General features: G+C 53.7%; 16 protein-coding genes. 12 read left to right on the forward strand and 4 right to left on the reverse strand.

What is annotated here, in order from left to right; all coding sequences use genetic code 11:
* The coding region (locus tag ACLTXB_RS08845) for a helix-turn-helix domain-containing protein (protein WP_428226704.1) at positions 1–410 on the reverse strand (410 nt) is incomplete at its 3' end.
* Between the two features lie 243 nt (positions 411–653).
* On the opposite strand from ACLTXB_RS08845, the gene ACLTXB_RS08850 reads away from it, so the two are divergent.
* From ACLTXB_RS08850 to ACLTXB_RS08860, 3 genes are read left to right on the forward strand one after another with little or no spacing between them, the layout of a single operon-like run.
* Positions 654–1,175, forward strand: coding sequence for a hypothetical protein (locus ACLTXB_RS08850; RefSeq protein ID WP_428226705.1), 522 nt, complete (start codon positions 654–656; stop codon positions 1,173–1,175).
* A gap of 2 nt (positions 1,176–1,177) precedes the next feature.
* The gene (locus tag ACLTXB_RS08855) at positions 1,178–4,270 is read left to right on the forward strand and encodes a type I restriction endonuclease subunit R (protein ID WP_428226706.1); all 3,093 of its coding nucleotides are present in this window, start codon (positions 1,178–1,180) and stop codon (positions 4,268–4,270) included.
* Positions 4,270–4,977 (forward strand): M48 family metallopeptidase, encoded by a 708-nt coding sequence (locus ACLTXB_RS08860; protein WP_054338597.1) that lies wholly within the window; start codon positions 4,270–4,272, stop codon positions 4,975–4,977. The genes ACLTXB_RS08855 and ACLTXB_RS08860 overlap by 1 nt, the downstream gene beginning before the upstream one ends.
* A 420-nt stretch (positions 4,978–5,397) precedes the next feature.
* Here ACLTXB_RS08860 and ACLTXB_RS08865 read toward each other — a convergent pair whose 3' ends face one another.
* Positions 5,398–6,228, reverse strand: a complete 831-nt coding sequence (locus ACLTXB_RS08865) for a pyridoxamine kinase (protein ID WP_428226707.1) — start codon at positions 6,226–6,228, stop codon at positions 5,398–5,400.
* 206 nt (positions 6,229–6,434) lie between these two features.
* On the opposite strand from ACLTXB_RS08865, the gene ACLTXB_RS08870 reads away from it, so the two are divergent.
* The 3 genes from ACLTXB_RS08870 to ACLTXB_RS08880 all read left to right on the forward strand — a co-directional run bounded on the left by ACLTXB_RS08870 (position 6,435) and on the right by ACLTXB_RS08880 (position 8,449).
* Positions 6,435–7,619, forward strand: coding sequence for a helix-turn-helix domain-containing protein (locus ACLTXB_RS08870; RefSeq protein ID WP_428226708.1), 1,185 nt, complete (start codon positions 6,435–6,437; stop codon positions 7,617–7,619).
* Positions 7,620–7,716: 97 nt separating this feature from the next.
* Entirely contained in the window at positions 7,717–7,968 is a 252-nt protein-coding gene (locus ACLTXB_RS08875) for an IreB family regulatory phosphoprotein (protein WP_008981805.1), read from the forward strand.
* A 46-nt stretch (positions 7,969–8,014) separates the two neighbouring features.
* A complete protein-coding gene (locus tag ACLTXB_RS08880; protein ID WP_302668702.1) occupies positions 8,015–8,449 on the forward strand; it encodes a DUF523 domain-containing protein in 435 nt (144 codons plus the stop codon).
* Positions 8,450–8,512: 63 nt separating this feature from the next.
* On the opposite strand, the gene ACLTXB_RS08885 is transcribed toward ACLTXB_RS08880, so the two are convergent.
* On the reverse strand, positions 8,513–8,953 hold the full coding sequence (locus ACLTXB_RS08885) for an Hsp20/alpha crystallin family protein (RefSeq protein ID WP_008981807.1): 441 nt from the start codon (positions 8,951–8,953) through the stop codon (positions 8,513–8,515).
* 323 nt (positions 8,954–9,276) lie between these two features.
* Between ACLTXB_RS08885 and ACLTXB_RS08890 the strand changes: the two genes are divergently transcribed.
* From ACLTXB_RS08890 to ACLTXB_RS08905, 4 genes are all read left to right on the forward strand, one after another.
* On the forward strand, positions 9,277–10,692 hold the full coding sequence (locus ACLTXB_RS08890) for a sigma-54 interaction domain-containing protein (RefSeq protein ID WP_428226709.1): 1,416 nt from the start codon (positions 9,277–9,279) through the stop codon (positions 10,690–10,692).
* Positions 10,693–10,988: 296 nt separating this feature from the next.
* Positions 10,989–12,599, forward strand: coding sequence for an amidohydrolase (locus ACLTXB_RS08895; RefSeq protein WP_428226710.1), 1,611 nt, complete (start codon positions 10,989–10,991; stop codon positions 12,597–12,599).
* 94 nt (positions 12,600–12,693) lie between these two features.
* Positions 12,694–13,914, forward strand: a complete 1,221-nt coding sequence (locus ACLTXB_RS08900; protein ID WP_428226711.1) for a M20 metallopeptidase family protein — start codon at positions 12,694–12,696, stop codon at positions 13,912–13,914.
* Positions 13,915–14,006: 92 nt separating this feature from the next.
* A complete protein-coding gene (locus ACLTXB_RS08905; RefSeq protein ID WP_110440091.1) occupies positions 14,007–15,398 on the forward strand; it encodes a YfcC family protein in 1,392 nt (463 codons plus the stop codon).
* A gap of 105 nt (positions 15,399–15,503) precedes the next feature.
* Here ACLTXB_RS08905 and ACLTXB_RS08910 read toward each other — a convergent pair whose 3' ends face one another.
* The gene (locus ACLTXB_RS08910) at positions 15,504–16,700 is read right to left on the reverse strand and encodes an acetate/propionate family kinase (protein ID WP_428226712.1); all 1,197 of its coding nucleotides are present in this window, start codon (positions 16,698–16,700) and stop codon (positions 15,504–15,506) included.
* A 174-nt stretch (positions 16,701–16,874) separates the two neighbouring features.
* On the opposite strand from ACLTXB_RS08910, the gene ACLTXB_RS08915 reads away from it, so the two are divergent.
* Positions 16,875–18,083, forward strand: coding sequence for a tRNA(Met) cytidine acetate ligase (locus tag ACLTXB_RS08915; RefSeq protein ID WP_428226713.1), 1,209 nt, complete (start codon positions 16,875–16,877; stop codon positions 18,081–18,083).
* Between the two features lie 11 nt (positions 18,084–18,094).
* The gene (locus ACLTXB_RS08920) at positions 18,095–19,180 is read left to right on the forward strand and encodes a DUF3810 domain-containing protein (RefSeq protein WP_428226714.1); all 1,086 of its coding nucleotides are present in this window, start codon (positions 18,095–18,097) and stop codon (positions 19,178–19,180) included.
* Positions 19,181–19,229: the final 49 nt, after the last annotated feature.

A 19,229-nucleotide genomic window follows, 5' to 3' on the forward strand; every position in this document is an offset into this window, starting at 1 on the left:
TAGTCCTCCTGGGAGATCTCACCGACCTCCAGTTTGGCTGCCTGTTCCCGCCAGGCCCAGAGCATCTCGTGCAGCCGGGCAGCATCCTTGTTTTTGCGGAAATCCACCTGCAAAGCAAGCTCACCGTCCTGCTCCGTAACTTTCAGCCCGTAGTTATCCTCCAGGGTAAACAGGGTGTGCATGAGCCCCACATAGGAGTCTATGTCCGGGACGGAAAGGGCGTGAGGAGAGACATCCAGTACCTGGGCCAGGGCGGCGGTAAGGTCTGCCTTGGGGGTTCTTGATCCTGTTTCGTACTGTGCCAGGCGCACATCGGCAGACTTCTCCGGGAAGCCCAGCGCCATACCAAGATATTTCTGTGTCATCCCCCGCAGGAGACGGAAAAAGTGAATTCGTTCGCCAATCGCCATACATCCAGCTCCCATCTATGCTTGTTCTTATCTGAACATAGCATATTTGTTTAGCCTTGTCAAGATAATCTAAGCAAATTTATTTAACATTATTTCTTCAAAAAGGCTTAAACTAAGCTTATATGTATAGTATTATATGGGTACTAAGCTAATAAGCTTAGATAATATAGCACATCAAATGGCCCGTCAGATTTTTGGTTGCGAAACCGAGAAAAAGTGGCGGACATCAGCAGGGAGGCATTTATGAAACACAACATCCGCAGGCCGCAGTCACCAACAACGAGGAAAGGAAGGTATTTACGATGGCAAACCAGATTTTTATGCGCGTCAATGAAGTGGCCGAGGAGCTGGGGGTGTCCGTGCCCTAAGAATTCTAAACAGCTAGCTAAATACTTGTTGGCTGTACTGATTCCCATTGCTTATCTCCTAGATTTAATAAAGCTGCTCGTGATAGCACTATTTTATGAACTACGTTCGGCTATTGGTTATATCGTGACTTTTTTTCGCGCCGTAAAAAGAGCGATTGTAGCACTAGTCTCGTGGGGATTAAAGCTGTCAGATAAACATATTGTTGCAGTATCTTTTAGATTGGCCCTTATTTTTGCACTTGTCAGCATAGTAGTTTTGAACCGTTATCAGCCTGTTTTTAAAGAATACGAGGAAAGTACGGCTGTTTTTGAATTTCTTGCAAGTTCAATTATTATTCCAATAGTGTTTGAATGGATTTACTCTATCAGAAATACAAGTGGTACTCAGGAGGGATAAATATGGGCATCGGCCAACGGGAAAAAGCCACGCAGAAGCGTGTCATAAAGCTATTTGCCCAGGAACTGGGTTATACCTATCTGGGTGATTTCACCGAACGGAAAAACTCCAATATTGAAACCGAACTGCTGACGAAGTTTCTGATCCGCAAAGGCTATTCGCCGGTACTTATCAGCCGCGCCTTGAAGGAGCTGCAGGATGCTGCCGGAGATCAGTCGGTGAACCTTTACGACCTGAATGAGCAGACCTATAAAAAGCTGCGCTATGGGGTCAAGGTCAGCGAATCTGTCGGCCAACATAAAATCACTGTCCAGTTTGTGGACTGGGAGCATCCTCTGGAAAATGACTTTTACATCGCCGAAGAAGTAACCATCAAGCACAAGCGCCCTGATTTGGTTCTGTACATCAACGGCATTGCTTTTGCTGTCATCGAGCTGAAACGCAGCACAGTTTCCATGTCGGAGGGCATTCGCCAGAACCTGACAAACCAGCGCCCGGATATGATCATGCAGTTCTTTGCCACCATTGGGCTTGTCCTGGCGGGTAATGATTCGGAGGGCGCGCGTTACGGTACTACTGGTACACCAGAAAAGTATTATCTTTCCTGGAAAGAAGATCCCAATGCCAAAGATGAGGTTTCCGTAGCGGTACGCGCTCAAATCGAAAAATACCCCCTGCGTCTGGACAAAAACCTAATTTCTCTGTGCCGGAAAGAGCGGTTTGTAGAGCTGCTGCACAATTTTATCGTATTTGACAGCGGAGTAAAAAAGACCTGTCGGCCTAATCAGTTCTTTGGCAATATGGCAGCGCGGGATTTTGTGCGGCGTCATGATGGCGGGATTATCTGGCACACCCAAGGTTCCGGAAAATCCTTGACCATGGTGTGGCTCAGCAAGTGGATCAAAGAGAATATTTCTGACAGTCGTATCCTGATTATCACAGACCGGGACGAGTTGGATGTGCAGATCGAGCAGGTGTTTGCCGGGGTCAATGAGAGCATTGTACGCATTCGCCGGGGAAGCGAATTGATTCGGAAGATCAACGACACCTCGCCTGTCATGATGTGCTCTCTGATTCACAAGTTTGGCAAGAAAAACAGAGGCAAAAGCGGCGAGTCTGATTATGCCGGATTTATTGAGGAACTGAAACGCTCGCCGCCGGAAAACTTCTCTCCCAAAGGCGATTTCTATGTCTTTGTGGATGAATGTCACCGTACCCAATCCGGCAAGCTCCACAAAGCGATGGAAACCATTTTGCCGAATGCTACCTTTATCGGTTTCACCGGTACTCCATTGATGAAAAAGGATAAGGAGACCAGTCTGGAGGTATTTGGCCCTTACATCCATCGCTATAAGTTTGATGAAGCAGTGCGGGATAAAGTGGTTTTGGATTTGCGCTATGAGGCTCGTGAAGTGGAGCAGAATGTTGTCCAGCAGGATCGGATCGACGCCTGGTTTGAGGCAAAAACGCGCGGTCTAACTGGTGTTGCAAAGGCTAAGCTGAAACAGCGCTGGGGCAATCTGCAAAAGATGTTCAGCTCCAAGGCCCGGTTGGGACAGATTGTAGCGGATATTGTTTTTGATATGGAGACAAAACCGCGCTTGCACGATGGGCGGGGTAATGCCATGCTGGTAGCTGGCAGTATCTATCAGGCGTGCAAATTCTATGAGTTGTTCCAGGAGACCGAGCTGAAGGGAAAGTGTGCCATCGTGACTTCCTATGAACCGTCGGTGGGCGATATTCGCACTGAAACTGTGGGTGATGATGGCGAGACCGAGGCTGTGGAGCAATACGAGATTTACATGAAAATGCTGGGTGGAAAAGACCCGAAGGCATTTGAAAAAGAGGCCAAGGAAAAGTTTATCAAGCAGCCGGAACAGATGAAACTACTGATCGTGGTGGACAAGCTGCTGACAGGCTTTGATGCTCCGCCTGCCACTTATCTGTATATTGATAAGTCTATGCGAGACCATGGCTTGTTCCAAGCAATCTGCCGCGTCAATCGTCTGGATGGTGAAGATAAGGAATTTGGGTATATTATTGACTACAAAGACCTGTTTCGCTCCTTGGAAAATGCGGTTGCAGACTATACCTCCGAAGCATTTGACTGCTACGATAAGGAAGATGTCTCCGGCCTGCTGACAGACCGTTTGGACAAGGCTAAGGAACAGCTGGAGGATTCGCTGGAAGCTCTGCGTGCACTGTGCGAGCCTGTGGCTCCACCCAAAGATATGGTGGACTACTACCATTATTTCTGCGGTGCCAACACCGAAGCCTTTGACTTGGATGAATTGGAAGAGAACATGCCCAAGCGGGAACAGCTTTACAATCTGTCAGCGACAGCTCTTCGCGCTTTTGGTGAAGTATCAGGCGAATTACAGGAAAAGTACCACTATACTGTGGAACAGATTAAGGCGTTGGAGAGAGAAGTTACCTACTACATCAAGGTGCGTGATGATGTGCGTTTGGCCAGCGGTGACTATGTGGATTTGAAGAAATATGATCCGGACATGCGCCATTTAATCGATACCTATTTGTCGGCCGATCCCAGTCGTGTGTTGACTTCCTTTGGAGGAGCAACATTGGTCGAGCTGTTGGTAGACAACGGAATTTCCGCGCTGAAGGATATGCCTTCCTCTACACCCAAAGAGCAGGAAGCAGTTGCAGAGACTATCGAAAACAATATTGGCAAGGAAATTGTTGAGAGAACCCAAAGCAACCCCAAATACTACGAGAAGATGTCTGCACTTCTTCGTGAGTTGATTGAAAAACGCAAAAATGACGTGATCAACTATGAGGAGTATTTGCGTCAGATTGTGGAGCTGGCAAGGAAGGTACATAAACCAGAAAGCGGCACAGAATATCCTCCGGAAATCCGGGAGAGTGCCGCCAAGCGAGCCTTTTATGACCATCTCAACGGGGATACGGTTGTGGCCAATCAGATATATGACGCTGTCATGTCTAGCAAACAGGACAATTTCCGGGGAAGCAAAATCAAAGAGCGTAAAATCTGGCGGGCTATTCGTGCTGTCGTAAAAGATGACCAGGAAGCCGATCAGTTGCTTGCATTGGTAAAGGAGCAGAGTGAATTTTAGTGGATGAACTGCAAATCGGCAACATGAGTATTGCCGTTACAAAAAAGAACATCAAGAATATGTACATCCGCGTTCTGCCGCCCGATGGGAAAGTCCAAATTACTGCACCGCACTCTGCTGGGGATGACGCAATCCGAATGTTTGCGGTATCCAGAATTTCCTGGATTAAAAAGCAGCGTGCAAACTTCGCAGCACAGGCACGACAAACGAAGCGACAGTATGTGACCGGAGAGAGCTACTATGTCTGGGGGCGTCGTTATCGTCTGGATGTGCAATACTCAAATGTTAGGAATGAGGTGTCCCTTACAGGCGGGCATCTGATTTTGCAAGTGAGGCCTGAAAGCACCCCGGAGCAGCGCGAGCGTGTTTTGAATGATTGGTATCGGGAGCAGCTAAAAAGCAAGCTGCCGGAAGTGATTCAAAAATGTGAACAGGTTGTAGGTGTCCATGCATCTGAGTGGAAGGTCAAAAACATGCGTACCAAATGGGGAACCTGCAATATAGACCGAAAAAGGATTTGGATTAACCTCCAGCTTGCAAAGAAAACTCCAGAGTGTCTCGCTTATGTCGTGACCCATGAATTGGTGCACTTGCTGGAGCGAAATCACAATGAGCTATTCCAGAAGTATATGGACGCCTTTTTCCCGGAGTGGCGAGTAGTAAAGGAAACACTGAATCAGCAAATGCTGGATTATATGAGCGAGTAATGTCTGATTAGGCAAAATGAAATTTCTATAGAAAATTCGATAAAACCATGCTATAATACTCCTAAGCCACCCAATCATCCATCTCAAGCAAAACCCCTGATAGGATGGCTCGGATAGATTTTTGATAGCAAAAGTCCGAATAGACCTTAGGATAAGGATAATCTGCATCAAAGAAAACCACGACGAATTAAATCCTCTATACAAAAAAGTTTAGAAATGGATTTAACTCGGCGAGTGGGAATAATTTCAGAGGCCCGAAAAGTCTGTCATGACGGGGGTTCTAAGGTTTAATATCCCTTGTGGCAACGGTTTGGCAACACCTTTTCATTCTTTATAAAAAAGAGCGAACTGATTTTGATTTCATCAGTTCGCTCTTTTTCTTTGCCAAAAAGATGAATTGTAAAGGAGAATAAAATGGGATTACCCCAGGCGGCGGACCAGGTAGGGGATGACCTCCTCAAAGTTAACGCCGTACCAGCTGGGCTTGGGATCAGCCAGAGTGGCGCGGATGCACTCCACAGTGTAGTCGGCAGCCAGAGCCAGAGCGTCGCCCAGGGACTTGCCCCGCATCAGAGCACCCACGCAGGTGGAAGCAAACACATCACCAGTGCCGTGGATGGCTACGGGCAGGCGCTCATTAAAGTAGCTGCCGTACTGGCCGGTCTGCTGGTCGTAGTACATAGCGCCCAGCTTTTCAGGCTCAAAGCTGACACCCGTCAGGGCCACATACCGGGGACCCAGCTTTGCCAGTGCCTGGAGCATCTGGCGGATATATGCTTCGTCGTACTCCGTGCGATAGGGCAGGCCGGTAAGCAGGCTGGCTTCGGTGAGGTTGGGGACGATCACGTCTGCCTTGGCGCATACCTTGGCCATCTCAGCGGGGAAGTCGGGACCAAAGGCGGGGTAGAGCTTACCGTTGTCCGCCATGGCAGGGTCGACCAGAATCAGGTTGTCCGGGGTTTTGAAGGTGTCAAAGAAGGCGCACACATCGCCCACCTGCTCTTTGGAGGCCAGGTAGCCGGTGTAGATGGCGTCGAACTGGAACCCCTCCTGCTGCCAGTGGTGGGCAATGGGGTTGATCTGGTCGGTGAGATCCTTACAAGTGAAATTTTTAAACATGGTGTGGGTAGAGAGTACCGCGGTGGGGAGGATGGAACATTCCACTCCCATGGCGGAGATAATGGGCAGAGCCACTGTCAGAGAGCACTTACCCAGGCAGGAGATGTCCTGTACGCTGACGATCCGTTTCATGGTGTGCACTTCCTTTGTTTGATTTTGAGTGCATTGTATCAGAACAACTGACCTGGAGAAAGGACCAAATATTGATTTTCTAACCATACCAGATGGAGGGGGAGAAGAAAATCCCATCTGGCGAGATAGAATTCCCAGGCTGTGAGGTAGTCAAGAGAGTGAATTTCCGGTAAGATAAAGGCGAAAAGAAGAGGGGAGGGAACCCTATGAACGAACAGGAATTTGCCCAGCGTTTGCGGCAATACCGGAAAAACAAAGGGATGACCCAGCAGGAATTGGCGGATCAATTGGGAGTGTCCAATAAGACGGTGTCCCGGTGGGAGAGCGGTAGCTACCCTGACGTGACTACCCTGGTGGCTTTGGCACGTGTTCTGGGCGTGACAGTGGATGAACTGCTGGACCCTAAGGCTCCGGTGCGGACCCTGGAGAAGAGCGACTGGCAGAACCTGCTGTCCTTTGCCTTTGCCATTGGAGGAGGATTGCTGTTTTACCTGCTGGCCCAGTTTGTGCCGCTTCCCCTGTGCTGGGCATTGTATCTGGGCTGCCTGGCCTACGGAATCTATCTCCAGGCTCACTACACCTACCATACTCATTGGTTTCAACTGGGGGTGTGGGTGATGGTGTTTTTTGTAAGCTGGTCGGTGGTGGGTCAGCTGCTGATCGGGTCAGCGGCTTTGTTTAGCCTTTCTTCCAGCGGAATGTTTCTGACCGATCAAATCAGTAGGTTGCTTCAAGGAAATGTGAATGGACGTTTGGTGGCGGCACTGCTGATGTGGGGGCTGATCTGGCTTATTTTAACCGCGGTGCTGAGTTGGGTGACCATGGCTTTGGCCAGATGGCTGGCCAGAGAGCCTGGCGTGGACAATTCAGCTCTGATCTTCTCGTGGAAAGACTTGTTTCGCCTGCGCCTGAGTCTGAGCCGAGCTTCTTTCCGTTGGACAAAGGCGATCCCTGTTCTTGCACCGCTGGTTCTTATGGGGTATTGGTGCCTGTTCTGGCGGGACGATTTGCCTGGTTGGCTCTATGTCTCACAGAAAGAGCTCTACCTTCCGGTTTGGGCGGGGATTAGTCTGCTGACTATGCTGCCGCTACTGAAAAAAGGACGGCGGGGGATGCTCCTTCCCGCTTTGGCGCTGGCCTTGGTGGATCTAACATTTCCAAGACTCTTAGTATATGAAAGAGGCTATCGCACCATCAAAGAGACGGTGATCGTGATGGGAAACTGGACATCTCCCAATGTACATTCCTTTGGCCAGGCCAATGAGGAGATGATCGTGACCGCCATTGTGTTAGCGCTGCTCTATCTGATCTGCTGCTTTATTGCCATAAAACGTGTGCCGAAGGAGGAGAAAAAAGAGGAGACAGAGCCGGAGGAGAGTGGCACTTTCTAAAAAATTATTAAATTTTTACCTGCTGCCCTTTACACAACGGGGTTTTTGGAGTAAACTAAGCACATCTTTTCCATGCTTAGTTTAGGAGGTGTTTTCGATGGACGAGATGGATTTCACCCGAAAATTCCGTCTGGGCGACCAGCGCGATCTGGAGATCAAGGCGATCCTGGCTACGGTGTATCAGGCGCTGCAGGAAAAGGGATATAACCCGGTAAACCAGATTGTGGGCTACATTCTCTCCGAGGACCCCACCTACATCACAAACCATAACAATGCCCGGGCACTGATCCGGAAGATAGACCGGGATGAGCTCCTCCAGACCCTGGTCAAGTATTATCTCACTCACTAAGCCTTGAAAGCCCGCTGAAAAGCGGGCTTTTTTGTAAGGAGACGCCATGAAAATTTTAGTCAGTGCCTGTCTGTTGGGGTGTCCCTGCCGATATGACGGGCAAGGGAAAAAGCATCCGGAGGTGGAGGCACTGCGGACGCGGGGACATGAATTGATCCCCGTATGCCCGGAGGTGCAGGGTGGCCTGCCAACCCCGCGTCCTCCCGCCGAACGGCAACGTGACGGCCGGGTCGTAAACCGGGAGGGCACGGATGTGACCGAATCATACCAGGCAGGAGCAAAGCTGGCTTTAAAGACGGCTCTGGAACAGGGGTGTGAGCTGGCGGTTCTCAAAGAGCGCTCCCCCTCCTGCGGCAGCGGAGAGATCTACGACGGGACCTTTTCCCGGCGTTTGATACCGGGAGATGGAGTGACAGCCCAGCAGCTGCGTCAGGCGGGAATCAAGGTCCTGGGAGAATCTCAGGCAGAAACAATTCAATAAAAAAGCCCCAGATCTTCGGTCCGGGGCTTGCGGCGCGTCGGAAAACCGGCGCGCTGTTTTGTTTTACTGAATGGCGATGCGGTTCTGATGCTCAATTGCCTTTTGATCGGCCTTGGGCAGTGTCAGCTTCAGAATGCCGTCCTCATACTTGGCGTGGATATCCTCAGGCTGGATGTCGCCCACATAGAAGCTGCGGCTGCAGGAACCGCTGTAACGCTCCTGGCGGATATAGTGGCCCTCGTCGTCCTTCTGGTCCTTATCCAGGCCCTTGGCGGCGCTGATGGTCAGGTAGCCGTTCTCCAGTTCCACATTGACCTCATCCTTCTGGAAACCGGGCAGGTCAACAGCCACTTCATAGTGGTCGTTTACGTCCTTTACATCGGTTTTCATCAGGTTCTTAGCATGCTTACCATACAGGGGATTATGGGTTCCGAAGAACTCCTTTTCCAGAGAATCATCAAAGAAACGATCAAACAAACTTTCACCAAACAGGCTGGGCAACATAAGTCATTCCTCCATTCTTGCACTTTTGTGCCCACCAATTCGGGCCCTCATTGGGCCTTTCCCTTGGTACGAGTATGTTATAGCACCACAAATTAGCACTGTCAACACCAGAGTGCTAATTTAACGAAAAGTTCATTTATTATACGAAGAAAAGTCATAAATAAAGAAAAATGAATTAAATCAGCAATTTGTTGATGTAAAATGGAAGAAAATTTCCAGCCAAGCGGCAGGTAGTGAATTTCATGATTGCACCAGAGTGGGTTTTATTGTAAACTGTTACCAGAACGTATTTTACCAGCGTGGAAGTTCAGGAGGAAGCGGGCATGAATGAGTATCTGCGTCAGATCACCCGGCTGCTGAAAATCAACGGCGATTCCATGGAAGGCATGATGGTGGTAAAACGGGATGGGATTATTGAATATTACAAGGCCAGCAGTGCCCTGGAAAAACTGCCGGATGATTTCGGACGGCAGGTGCGTGGGAAACATTTGCTGGAAGTCTATCCGGACCTGAGTGAAGAAACCAGCACGGTGATTCGGACGCTGCGTACCGGGACCATCACGGTAGGGGAGAAGCAGGTGCTCACCTCGGGAAATTTCAAGCTCACCATGACCACAACAACCTATCCCATCATGGGAGAGGACGGATCGATTCAGGGTGCGGTGGATATTGCTCAGCTGCTGGATATTTCAGAGCGGGGAACCAGCCGCCCGGTGCAGTATGGCCAGTCTGCGCTGGATGATATCGTGACGCAGAATGCAGCTATGGAACAGCTCAAGCGCGTGGTAAAAGAAGTGGCAAAGAACGATTCTGCCACCCTGATCTATGGGGAGACCGGAACGGGAAAGGAACTGTTTGCCCAGGCTCTGCACCTTCTCAGCGCCCGGAAAGACAAACCTTTTATTGCCCAAAACTGCGCGGCAATCCCGGTCAATCTGCTGGAGAGTATGTTTTTCGGCACGGAACGGGGCGGCTTCACCGGTGCGGAATCCAAAAAAGGATTGTTTGAGCTGGCCGATGGCGGAACGCTGTTTCTGGATGAGATCAACTCCATGGATACCGCCATGCAGGCCAAGCTGCTGAAGGTACTGGAAGAACAAAAGGTGCGGCGGATCGGCGGCAAGGAGGATATTCATTTCCATGTGCGGATCGTATGTGCTTCCAATGAGGTTCCCGAGCGTCTGATTGAGGAAGGGCGGCTGCGCTCTGACTTTTATTACCGGGTGGGCGTGGTCCGGCTGTGGCTGCCTCCCCTGCGGGAGCGGCAGGAAGATATCCTTCTGCTTACCCAGCACTACATAGATCAGTTCAATAAGAAGATGGGACGGCACATCCGGGGGCTGAGCCAGATGACGCAGGATCTGTTTTTACGCTGGTCCTGGCCCGGGAACATCCGGGAGCTGAAAAATACCATTGAAGGGGCATTCAATATCGAGACCAGCGATTTGATCACCCTGGACTCGGTACAAAATCTTCTTGCCAAGATGGAGCAGGATCACAGGCCGGTGCCGGAAGAGGTTCCGGTGCGCAGCCGGGTGGAGGAGCCTGGATCGCTGAGCCAGATCCGGGAACAGCTGAGCCGGGGCAAGGTGGACCTGGGACAGCTGCTGTCCCAGTATGAGGCGGCTATCATCTCGGAGGCGCTGCGGCAGACTAACCGTCTGAACGCCGCGGCAGACAAGCTGTCCATCTCGCCCCAGAAGCTGCAGTACCGTATGGAAAAGCTGAAACTGAAGTAAATCAAAAAAACGAGATTTCATAAAAACTTTTTGATAAAATATCAAAAAATTTTTATCACGAATAAAAGCGGACATGATGGATAGACAGAGTGAAAAAGGTTTTTGGCTGTATGAAATAAAAAATTGTTGAAATAGACAAAAAGGCTCTATTATGCCTTGACAGAGAGGAATGTCTGATATTACACTTTGGAAAAGCAAGGACGCTGCCGTCTTTTTTCAGCGGCTGTGTCCTTGCTTGCTTTTTTGGCACATATTTTGCTGTTATGTTTATTATAACAGAAAGGGGGCTGTGCGCTATGCACGCAAATGGGAATTTCGCCTATATCAATGGAAAGATCTATACCTGTGACGACGAGAACCGTTATGCCCAGGCTATGACGGTCCAGGATGGTGTGATCACCTGGGTCGGAGCGCAGGAAGATCTGCCCGCCGGAGATTGGACCGTTGTGGATCTGGGTGGGAAACGTGTGATTCCCGGCTTTGTGGATGCACACATGCATCCGGTGATGCTGGCTGATTTCAGCAAGAAGATCTCCAGCCTGCCCCCCAAGGTACATTCCATTGAGGAACTTAAGGAAGAGATCCGCAAGGTGCGGGAGAGCCAGGAACCGGACAAGTGGATTGAAGGCTGGGGCTATGACGAGGGCAAGCTGGCCGAGGGCCGCTCTCCCATCCGCTGGGATCTGGATGAGGGGTGCAGCGATGCTCCCGTGTCTATCATCCGCACCTGCGGCCACATTCGCTGCGTCAACAGCAAGGCGCTGGAGATGGCGGGCATCACCAAGGACACTCCCGATCCTCAGGGCGGTCAGATCGACCGGGATGAGAACGGAGAGCCCACCGGCGTGCTGCGGGAGAACGCCCGCAACCTGGTGACCCCACTGATTCCTGAAACCACCGACGAGCAGAAGGTGGACCTGGTGGTGGATTTGGGTGAGCTGCTGTTGTCTCAGGGCGTTACCTCCATCTGCGACATGGGCAACCTGGACCCCAGCGATAACTATGATATCTACACCAAGGCGGTGGAAAAAGGATTCCGCCAGAAAGTTGGCATCTATTACATGTGGGACTTCTATGCCGGAGATGACAGCTTCCGGTTCCCAGAAGCGCGGAAGAACCGCGACCAGCAGATTTTCACCGCCGGCCTCAAGCTCATCGGCGACGGCAGTGTCTCGGGCCGCACCGCCTGGATGAATGAGCCCTACCTGGGCTCTGAGGACGAGGTAGGCTTCCCTGTCTGCTCTGACGAGCTGATGGAGAGCGCCATTCAGTTCTGTAAGGAGAACCATTGCCAGCTGTCCATGCATGCCATGGGCGGACACGCCATCGACCGGATCGTGGACCGGGTGTACGGCGAGGAGAAGTGGACCGACGGCGATGTGCCCCACCTGCGTATCGAGCACGTCACCGAGCCTTCTCAGCGGGCCATCAGCCGCTGTGCGGAGAAGAGCATCGGCGTTGCTACCCAGCCTATTTTCCTCTACGCCGAGATCGAAAGCTACCGGGCCAACCTCAGCCAGGAGCGCCTGGAGGCCTCCTACCCGGTAAAGACCATGCTGGAGAAGGGCGTGCCCCTGTGCTTCTCCACTGACGCCCCCGCCACCTCCTGGGCGGTACCCTCCGATCCCTTCCCCTGCTTGAAGGGCGGCGTGACCCGCAAGGCCTGGGACGGCTTTGACTGCGGCCAGGGAGAGAAGGTGGATATCGAGACCGCCATCGCCCTGTACACCCGGGAGGCCGCCCGTGTGGCGGGTATCCCCAAGGTGGGCCAGCTGAAGGTAGGCTTCCATGCCGACTTTGCGGTGCTCAGTGAGGACCTGCTGGAGGTGGACAACGACCGCATCGACCAGGTCTATGTGCTCCAGACCTACTCCAATGGGGAGAAGGTGTACGATAAAGAGGCTTAAAGCTGTACAATACGCCTTGTTAGAATGACGAAAACAAATTTCTCACCGTAATGAGAACTTCAGTTGATACCATAATCAGAAAGGAGAGAGCAAGTTGAAGCAATTACTGGAAGAAGCCAAACTGCTTCAGGAGCAGATCGTGGCTGACCGTCGCTATCTTCACCAGATTCCTGAGGTGGGCATGGACCTGCCCGAATCGGCAGCTTACATTGAAAAGCGGCTGGCCGAGATGGGGATCGAGTCCCACCGCTGCGGTGTGATGGAGGAGAGTGTACGGCAGAAGTACATCAAGATGGGTTTCCCCGATATGAGGGCATCTACCGGCGTGGTAGCTACCATCGGCAGCGGCAGTCCCTGCATCCTGCTGCGGGCTGACTTTGACGCCCTGCCCATGGAGGAGATCAACGACCTGCCCTTCTGTTCCAAGCGCAATGCCAGCCACATGTGCGGCCACGACACTCACGCGGCCATGCTGCTGGGTGCAGCCAAGCTTCTTAAGGACCATGAGAGCGAGCTGAAAGGTACTGTCAAGCTCATGTTCCAGCCCGGTGAGGAGATGGGATACGGCTCCAAGACCATGATCGACGACGGTCTGCTGGAAAATCCCAAGGTGGACGCTGCCATGGCCATCCATATCTTCTCCACCACCCCCGTGGGCCAGGTGACCTATTGCTCCGGCGTGGCCAGCTCCTCTCTGGATACCTTTGCCATCCATATCCAGGGCAAGGGCGGACACAGCTCCACGCCCGACCTGTGTGTGGACCCCATCATGATTGCCAACCAGATCTACACCGCCCTCAACATGCTCATGACCCGGGAGGTATCTCCCCAGGCGGTCGCGACCCTGTCCGGCGGCGTGATGCGCTCGGGTACGGCAGTGAACATTATCCCTGACACCGCTGACCTGCAGGTAGGCCTGCGCACCTACAACGTGGAGGCCCGCAAGCATGTGCTGGAGCGGCTGCCTGAGATCGTGGATGCCTATGCCAAAGCGTGGCACGGCGAGTACGAGATCACCATGTTCAACTGTCCCTGCACCTTTACCGATGAGGCCACCACCAAAGAGCTGCTGGAGTCGGTGGCCGAGATGGTGGGGGAGGAGAACATTCAGGCCATGCCTCCCATGGCCGGGACCGAGGACTTCAGCTACGTGGCTGAGCAGGTGCCCAGTACTTTCCTGGTACTGGGAGCCGGCGGATCCGAGCAGTATCCCCACCATAACCCCAGAATGGTACTGGATGAGAGCGTGTTCTATCAGGGAGCCGCCATCCACGCCAACTGTGCCATCGAGTGGCTGAACAAGCACAGCAAATAATCAGACCGCACCAGCCCCATAGAAAATGAATCAGGCTTTGAAATGACAATCAAACCGAAAGGAGTGCGCGGGTGCCTGCCGCGCAGAGAACTATGGAAAAGAAAAAATTTAAATTCACAGTGCCCCACGTCTTTGTCATCCTGGCCATCATCATGCTCCTTGTTTTTATAGTCTCGTTCTTTGTTCCCAGCGGCAACTTTGAACGTGTACTGGATGAAAACTCCGGCCGTGAGATCGTCAACCCGGATGTGTTTAATTGGGTAGAGAAACAGTATCTGACCTTCTCCGACTACTTCCAGTCCTTCTATAACGGCATTGTGGGCGGTATCTCCATCATGGGCAACCTGCTCATCTGCTCCGGCGTGTTGGGCTTCCTGGAGTCCACCGGTGCTTTCTCCGCCGGTATCCACAAGCTGGTGCGGGCTACCAAGGGCAAGGAAATCAGCCTGGTAGTGATTATGTACGTGCTGTTTACTGTGTTTGGTGTGTTGGGCTACGGCGAAGGCGCCTACCCCTTCTATGGTCTGGCAACGGCAGTGATCATGTCGGCAGGATATGACCGAATGACCGGTGCGGCGGCGGTGCTGCTGGGCTCCTGCGGCAGCTTTGCCTGCGGCATGCTCAATATGTTCACCACCGGCGTCTCCCAGCAGATCGTGGGTCTGCCCATCTTCTCCGGCATGTGGTATCGCTTTATCGTGCTGGTGGTCTTCTTCACCATTGGTCTGATCTTCCTGGTCCGGTATGCCAACCGTTCCCGCAAGGACCCCACCAAGAGCTACTGCTACGAGGAGTATAAGAATCAGGACGCTTCCGCTTCCATCGGCGAGGAGGTCCCCATGACCTGGAAGCGGGTTGTTGCTCTGGTTGGCTTTGTGGCGCTGATCGTAATTCAGGGTTACGGCTGCGTGGCTCTGAAGTGGAGCTTCCCCAATATCACGGCTCTGTACATCATCTTCATGATCCTGTTGGCCATCCTGTTCCAGGTCGGCCCCACTGAGACCTGTAACCGCTTCACCGCCGGCGCTGCCCGCGTGCTTGGCCCTGCGCTGGCCATCGGCTTTGCCAACTCCGTGATGGTCCTGCTGAACAAGGCTAACATCATGGATACTCTGGTGTACTACATGGGCAACGCCCTCCAGGGCAAGAGCCCCATGGTCACCCTGCTCATCATCTACATTTTTGTCACCGCTCTGAATTTCTTCGTGGTCTCCGGTTCCGGCAAGGCAGTCATGATGATGCCCATCCTCAGCCCCCTGGGCCAGATGCTGGGTATCAACCAGCAGGTTATGGTTCTTACCTACCAGCTGGGCGACGGCCTGACCAACACCCTGTGGCCTGCGGGCGCTGTGGTTGCCTGCTCTCTGTGCGGCCTGGACTTCGGCAAGTGGTTCCGCTTCGCCATCAAGTCCATCGGTACCATGATGATCGCGGCTTATATCCTCATCGTCATTGCCAACGCCATCGGCTACGGCCCCTTCTGATTCAGACATACAAAAATCCCGGTTCCTTTGGGAACCGGGATTTTTTATCGGCAAAAAAGAACGGCGCTGGAAGATTTCCAGCGCCGCTCGTAAATAGTTTAGAAATCAGGCCTTGACGATGGCGGCAGTATCCATAGCGATCATCAGTTCCTCGTTGGTGGGGATGACCAGGACACGCACCTTGGAGTCGTCGGTGGCTACGTCCACTTCCTTGCCGCGGGTGTTGTTTTTCTCCGCGTCCAGCTTCACGCCCATGTACTCCAGGCCGGAGACCACGTTGGCGCGGGTGTCGGGGCCGTTCTCGCCCACACCGGCGGTGAAGATGATGGCGTCCACGCCGCCCATAGCAGCGGCATAAGCGCCGATGAGCTTCTTCACGTTGTAGTCGAAGGAGTCCAGAGCTAGCTGAGCACGCTGGTTGCCCTGAGGAGCAGCAGCCTCCAGATCACGGAAGTCGGAGGACACGCCGGAGATACCCAGCACGCCGGACTTCTTGTTGAGGATGCTGAGCATCTCGTCGATGTTGTAGCCATGCTTGTTCATCAGGTACTCCAGGATGCCGGCGTCGATGTCGCCGCAGCGGGTGCCCATGGGCAGACCGGCCAGGGGAGTGAAGCCCATGGAGGTGTCAACGCTCTTGCCGCCGTCGATGGCAGTGACGGAAGAACCGTTGCCCAGGTGGCAGGAGATCAGCTTGAGCTCCTCGATGGGCTTGCCCAGCATAGCGGCAGCGCGCTGGGAGACGTACTTGTGGCTGGTGCCGTGGAAGCCGTAGCGGCGGACCTTGTCCTGCTCATAGTACTCGTAGGGCAGAGCGTAGGTGTAGGCCACGGGGGGCATGGTCTGATGGAACGCGGTGTCGAACACGGCGACCATGGGGGTGTTGGGCATGAGAGCCTGGCAGGCCTTGATGCCGATGATGTTGGCGGGGTTGTGCAGGGGAGCCAGAGGATTGCACTCCTCGATGGCAGCCATGACCTCGTCGGTGATAAGCACGGAGGAGGCGAACTTCTCGCCGCCGTGAACCACACGGTGGCCCACCGCGCCGATCTCATCCATGGAAGTGATCACGCCGTTGGCAGGGTCCACCAGAGCGTTGAGCACGGCCTGGATGGCCTCGGAGTGAGTGGGCATGGCCACATCGGCCTCCTTGACAGCCTCCTTGCCGGTGGGCTTATAGGTGAACTTACCGTCGATACCGATGCGCTCACACAGACCCTTGGCCAGGACCTCCTGAGTCTCGGGGTTGAGCAGCTGATACTTCAGAGAAGAACTGCCGGCGTTGATTACCAGAATATTCATGGGAATCGTCTCCTTCACACGTTAATTTTTAAACACGCCTTGGGTTGCCTTGCTTGGGTTCCTGTAATACAATAGGGGCAAACCCAGTTTGTGTTTTTATTTTAACGCTCTTTCCTGAGAAAGACAACCGTTTTTCTGAAAAAGAGGAAGATAATCCACCAGGAGGTCAATCTCATGCAGGTTATTGGCATCGTTGCCGAATACAATCCCTTTCACACCGGACACGCCTACCAAATTGCCCGTACCCGCCAGGTTCTGGAGAGGGACTGTGCCGTGGTTGCCGTGATGAGCGGCAACTGGGTCCAGGGTGGACGGCCCGCCGTGCTGGACAAGTGGACCCGGGCGCGGCTAGCTCTGCTGGGAGGGGTTGACCTGGTGCTGGAGCTGCCCACCGTGTGGGCGGTGTCCTCCGCGGAGACCTTCGCACGGGGCGCGGTGACCATTCTGGAGCGCAGCGGCGTGGTGGATGTGCTGTCCTTTGGCAGCGAGTACGGAGACGTGGAAAAACTTCGGCGGCTTGCCGCCAGCCTTAACACCCCGGAGTACGAGGAGAGCCTGTGCCGGTTTGTGGGGGAAGGGATGCCCTTTGCCGCGGCCAGACAGGCGGCGGCGGACAGCCTGCTGGGGGAGGAGCTGTCCCTTTTGCTCTCCCAGCCAAACAACAATCTGGGGGTGGAGTACCTGCGGACACTGGACAGCCTAAACAGCAGGATTCGGCCCATGACTGTCCGCAGGGAGGGAGCCCCCCACGATAGCCTGCTGGAGGGCGCGGACCGGCCCCAGCATCTTTCCGCTACCCAACTGAGGGTTTACTTGGAGCATGGGGACTGGCCGGCATTGGAGCCCTATCTCCCAAAGGGCGGGCTGGAGATTTTGAAAGAGGGCTGGAATGGGGTTCCCAGTCTCCAGCGCATGGAGCGGGGAATTTTGGCCAAGCTTCGCACCATAACGGCGGAGGATTGGGCGAAACTCCCGGACAGCGGAGCCGGGGAAGGCCTGCCGCCCCGGCTGGAGCGGGCCGGAAAGCAGTGCCGCTCTCTGGAGGAATTTGTTGCTCTGGCCAAGCCGAAGCACTGGACCCAGGCCCGGATGCGTCGGCTGCTGGTGTGGGCTTATTTGGGCCTGACCCAAACGGACCGGCCGGGACAGCCTGCCTATCTTCGCGTGCTGGGGTTCAACACCCGGGGACAGGAGGTCCTGCGGCAGATGAAGGAGCGTTCCAGTCTGCCTATTCTGACTAAACCTGCCCATGCCCGGCAGCTTCCGGAAAAGGGAAAGCAGCTGTTTGAACTGGAGGCCCGGTGTACCGACCTGTACGACCTATGCCTTGAAACCGTCCCGGGGCCGGGACGAGAGTGGACCACCGGCCCGGTGCGGATGTGAGAGGAGAAGCGATGAAAAACAAGATAACTTGGATCAAGTGGGGGGCAGGGTTGGCTCTGCCTCTGGTGCTGGTGGGGCTGTTTGAGCTGCTCAAAGGCGATCAGGCCCGAATGGGCTGGTGGGTAGACCATGTCATGGCCCCGGTGGAGCAGTTTTTGGCCCGGATTTGGTCCGTGTTTCCCGCTTTCTCCGTGGCCGAAGTGCTCACCGCTCTGGTCTTGATGGTTGGTGTGGTGTGGCTGATCCGGGCGGTGGTGTTGCTGATCCGGAAACGGGAGGGACGCATCTTTACAAAACGGCTGCTGGCTATGCTGGGGGCGGTGCTTTGGATTTGGTGTGCCATGGATTGGATGTGGAACGCTGCCTACTATGCCCCTTCCTTTGCACAGCGCAGCGGATTGGAGACACAGCCCTATTCTGTGGAGACGCTGGAACAGGTTACCGCCCTGTTTGCCGAAAAGGCGGCGGAGTATTCCACCCAGGTGCAGCGGGATGAAAATGGCCTGTTTGCCGAGGATACCGCCGCCATTTTTGAGAAGGGGCCCGAGATCTATGAGAATCTGATGCAGGAGTTCCAATGCCTGGAATTGGAGCATCCCACCCGGGCCAAACCCATCTTTTTCTCCCGCCTGCAGAGCTGGCTGGGGTTTACCGGGGTATATTTCCCTTTCACCGGGGAGGCCAACGTGAATGTAGATGCCCCGTCCTGTCTGCTGCCCGCCACCATTGCCCATGAGATGGCCCACCAGCGCATGGTGGCTGCCGAGCAGGAGGCGAATTTTGTGGGCATTGCCGCCTCGGTCACCAGCGGAGATCCGGTATATGTTTACTCAGGATATTTGATGGGTCTCATCCAACTGTGCAACGCCCTGTATCCAGTGGACCCGGAGGGGTGGAGCGCCATCGTGGAGCAGTATTTCACGCCGGAGCTGGCCGTGGACTGGAACGATAACAACGCCTACTGGGCAGAGCTGTCCTCTCCCGTGGAGGATGCTGCCGAGCAGGTGTATGACTCGTTTTTGAAAGGTAACGATCAGGAACTGGGCATGCGTTCTTACGGAGCCTGTGTGGACCTGTTAGTCACCTACTTTTCTTAGAAGAAAAGTAGGCAAAAGAATTTTGTGCGAAACTTCGTTTCGCCTCGCG

Source organism: Flintibacter sp. (assembly GCF_046973065.1).

Bases quoted from the DNA above. Each gene is read 5' to 3' on its own strand.
- ACLTXB_RS08890 (WP_428226709.1), top strand. From the start codon at position 9,277: ATGAATGAGTATCTGCGTCAGATCACCCGGCTGCTGAAAATCAACGGC.
- ACLTXB_RS08880 (WP_302668702.1), top strand. From the start codon at position 8,015: ATGAAAATTTTAGTCAGTGCCTGTCTGTTGGGGTGTCCCTGCCGATAT.
- ACLTXB_RS08885 (WP_008981807.1), bottom strand. From the start codon at position 8,953: ATGTTGCCCAGCCTGTTTGGTGAAAGTTTGTTTGATCGTTTCTTTGAT.
- ACLTXB_RS08875 (WP_008981805.1), top strand. From the start codon at position 7,717: ATGGACGAGATGGATTTCACCCGAAAATTCCGTCTGGGCGACCAGCGC.
- ACLTXB_RS08915 (WP_428226713.1), top strand. From the start codon at position 16,875: ATGCAGGTTATTGGCATCGTTGCCGAATACAATCCCTTTCACACCGGA.
- ACLTXB_RS08855 (WP_428226706.1), top strand. From the start codon at position 1,178: ATGGGCATCGGCCAACGGGAAAAAGCCACGCAGAAGCGTGTCATAAAG.
- ACLTXB_RS08905 (WP_110440091.1), top strand. From the start codon at position 14,007: ATGGAAAAGAAAAAATTTAAATTCACAGTGCCCCACGTCTTTGTCATC.
- ACLTXB_RS08850 (WP_428226705.1), top strand. From the start codon at position 654: ATGAAACACAACATCCGCAGGCCGCAGTCACCAACAACGAGGAAAGGA.
- ACLTXB_RS08920 (WP_428226714.1), top strand. From the start codon at position 18,095: ATGAAAAACAAGATAACTTGGATCAAGTGGGGGGCAGGGTTGGCTCTG.
- ACLTXB_RS08895 (WP_428226710.1), top strand. From the start codon at position 10,989: ATGCACGCAAATGGGAATTTCGCCTATATCAATGGAAAGATCTATACC.
- ACLTXB_RS08910 (WP_428226712.1), bottom strand. From the start codon at position 16,700: ATGAATATTCTGGTAATCAACGCCGGCAGTTCTTCTCTGAAGTATCAG.
- ACLTXB_RS08870 (WP_428226708.1), top strand. From the start codon at position 6,435: ATGAACGAACAGGAATTTGCCCAGCGTTTGCGGCAATACCGGAAAAAC.
- ACLTXB_RS08865 (WP_428226707.1), bottom strand. From the start codon at position 6,228: ATGAAACGGATCGTCAGCGTACAGGACATCTCCTGCCTGGGTAAGTGC.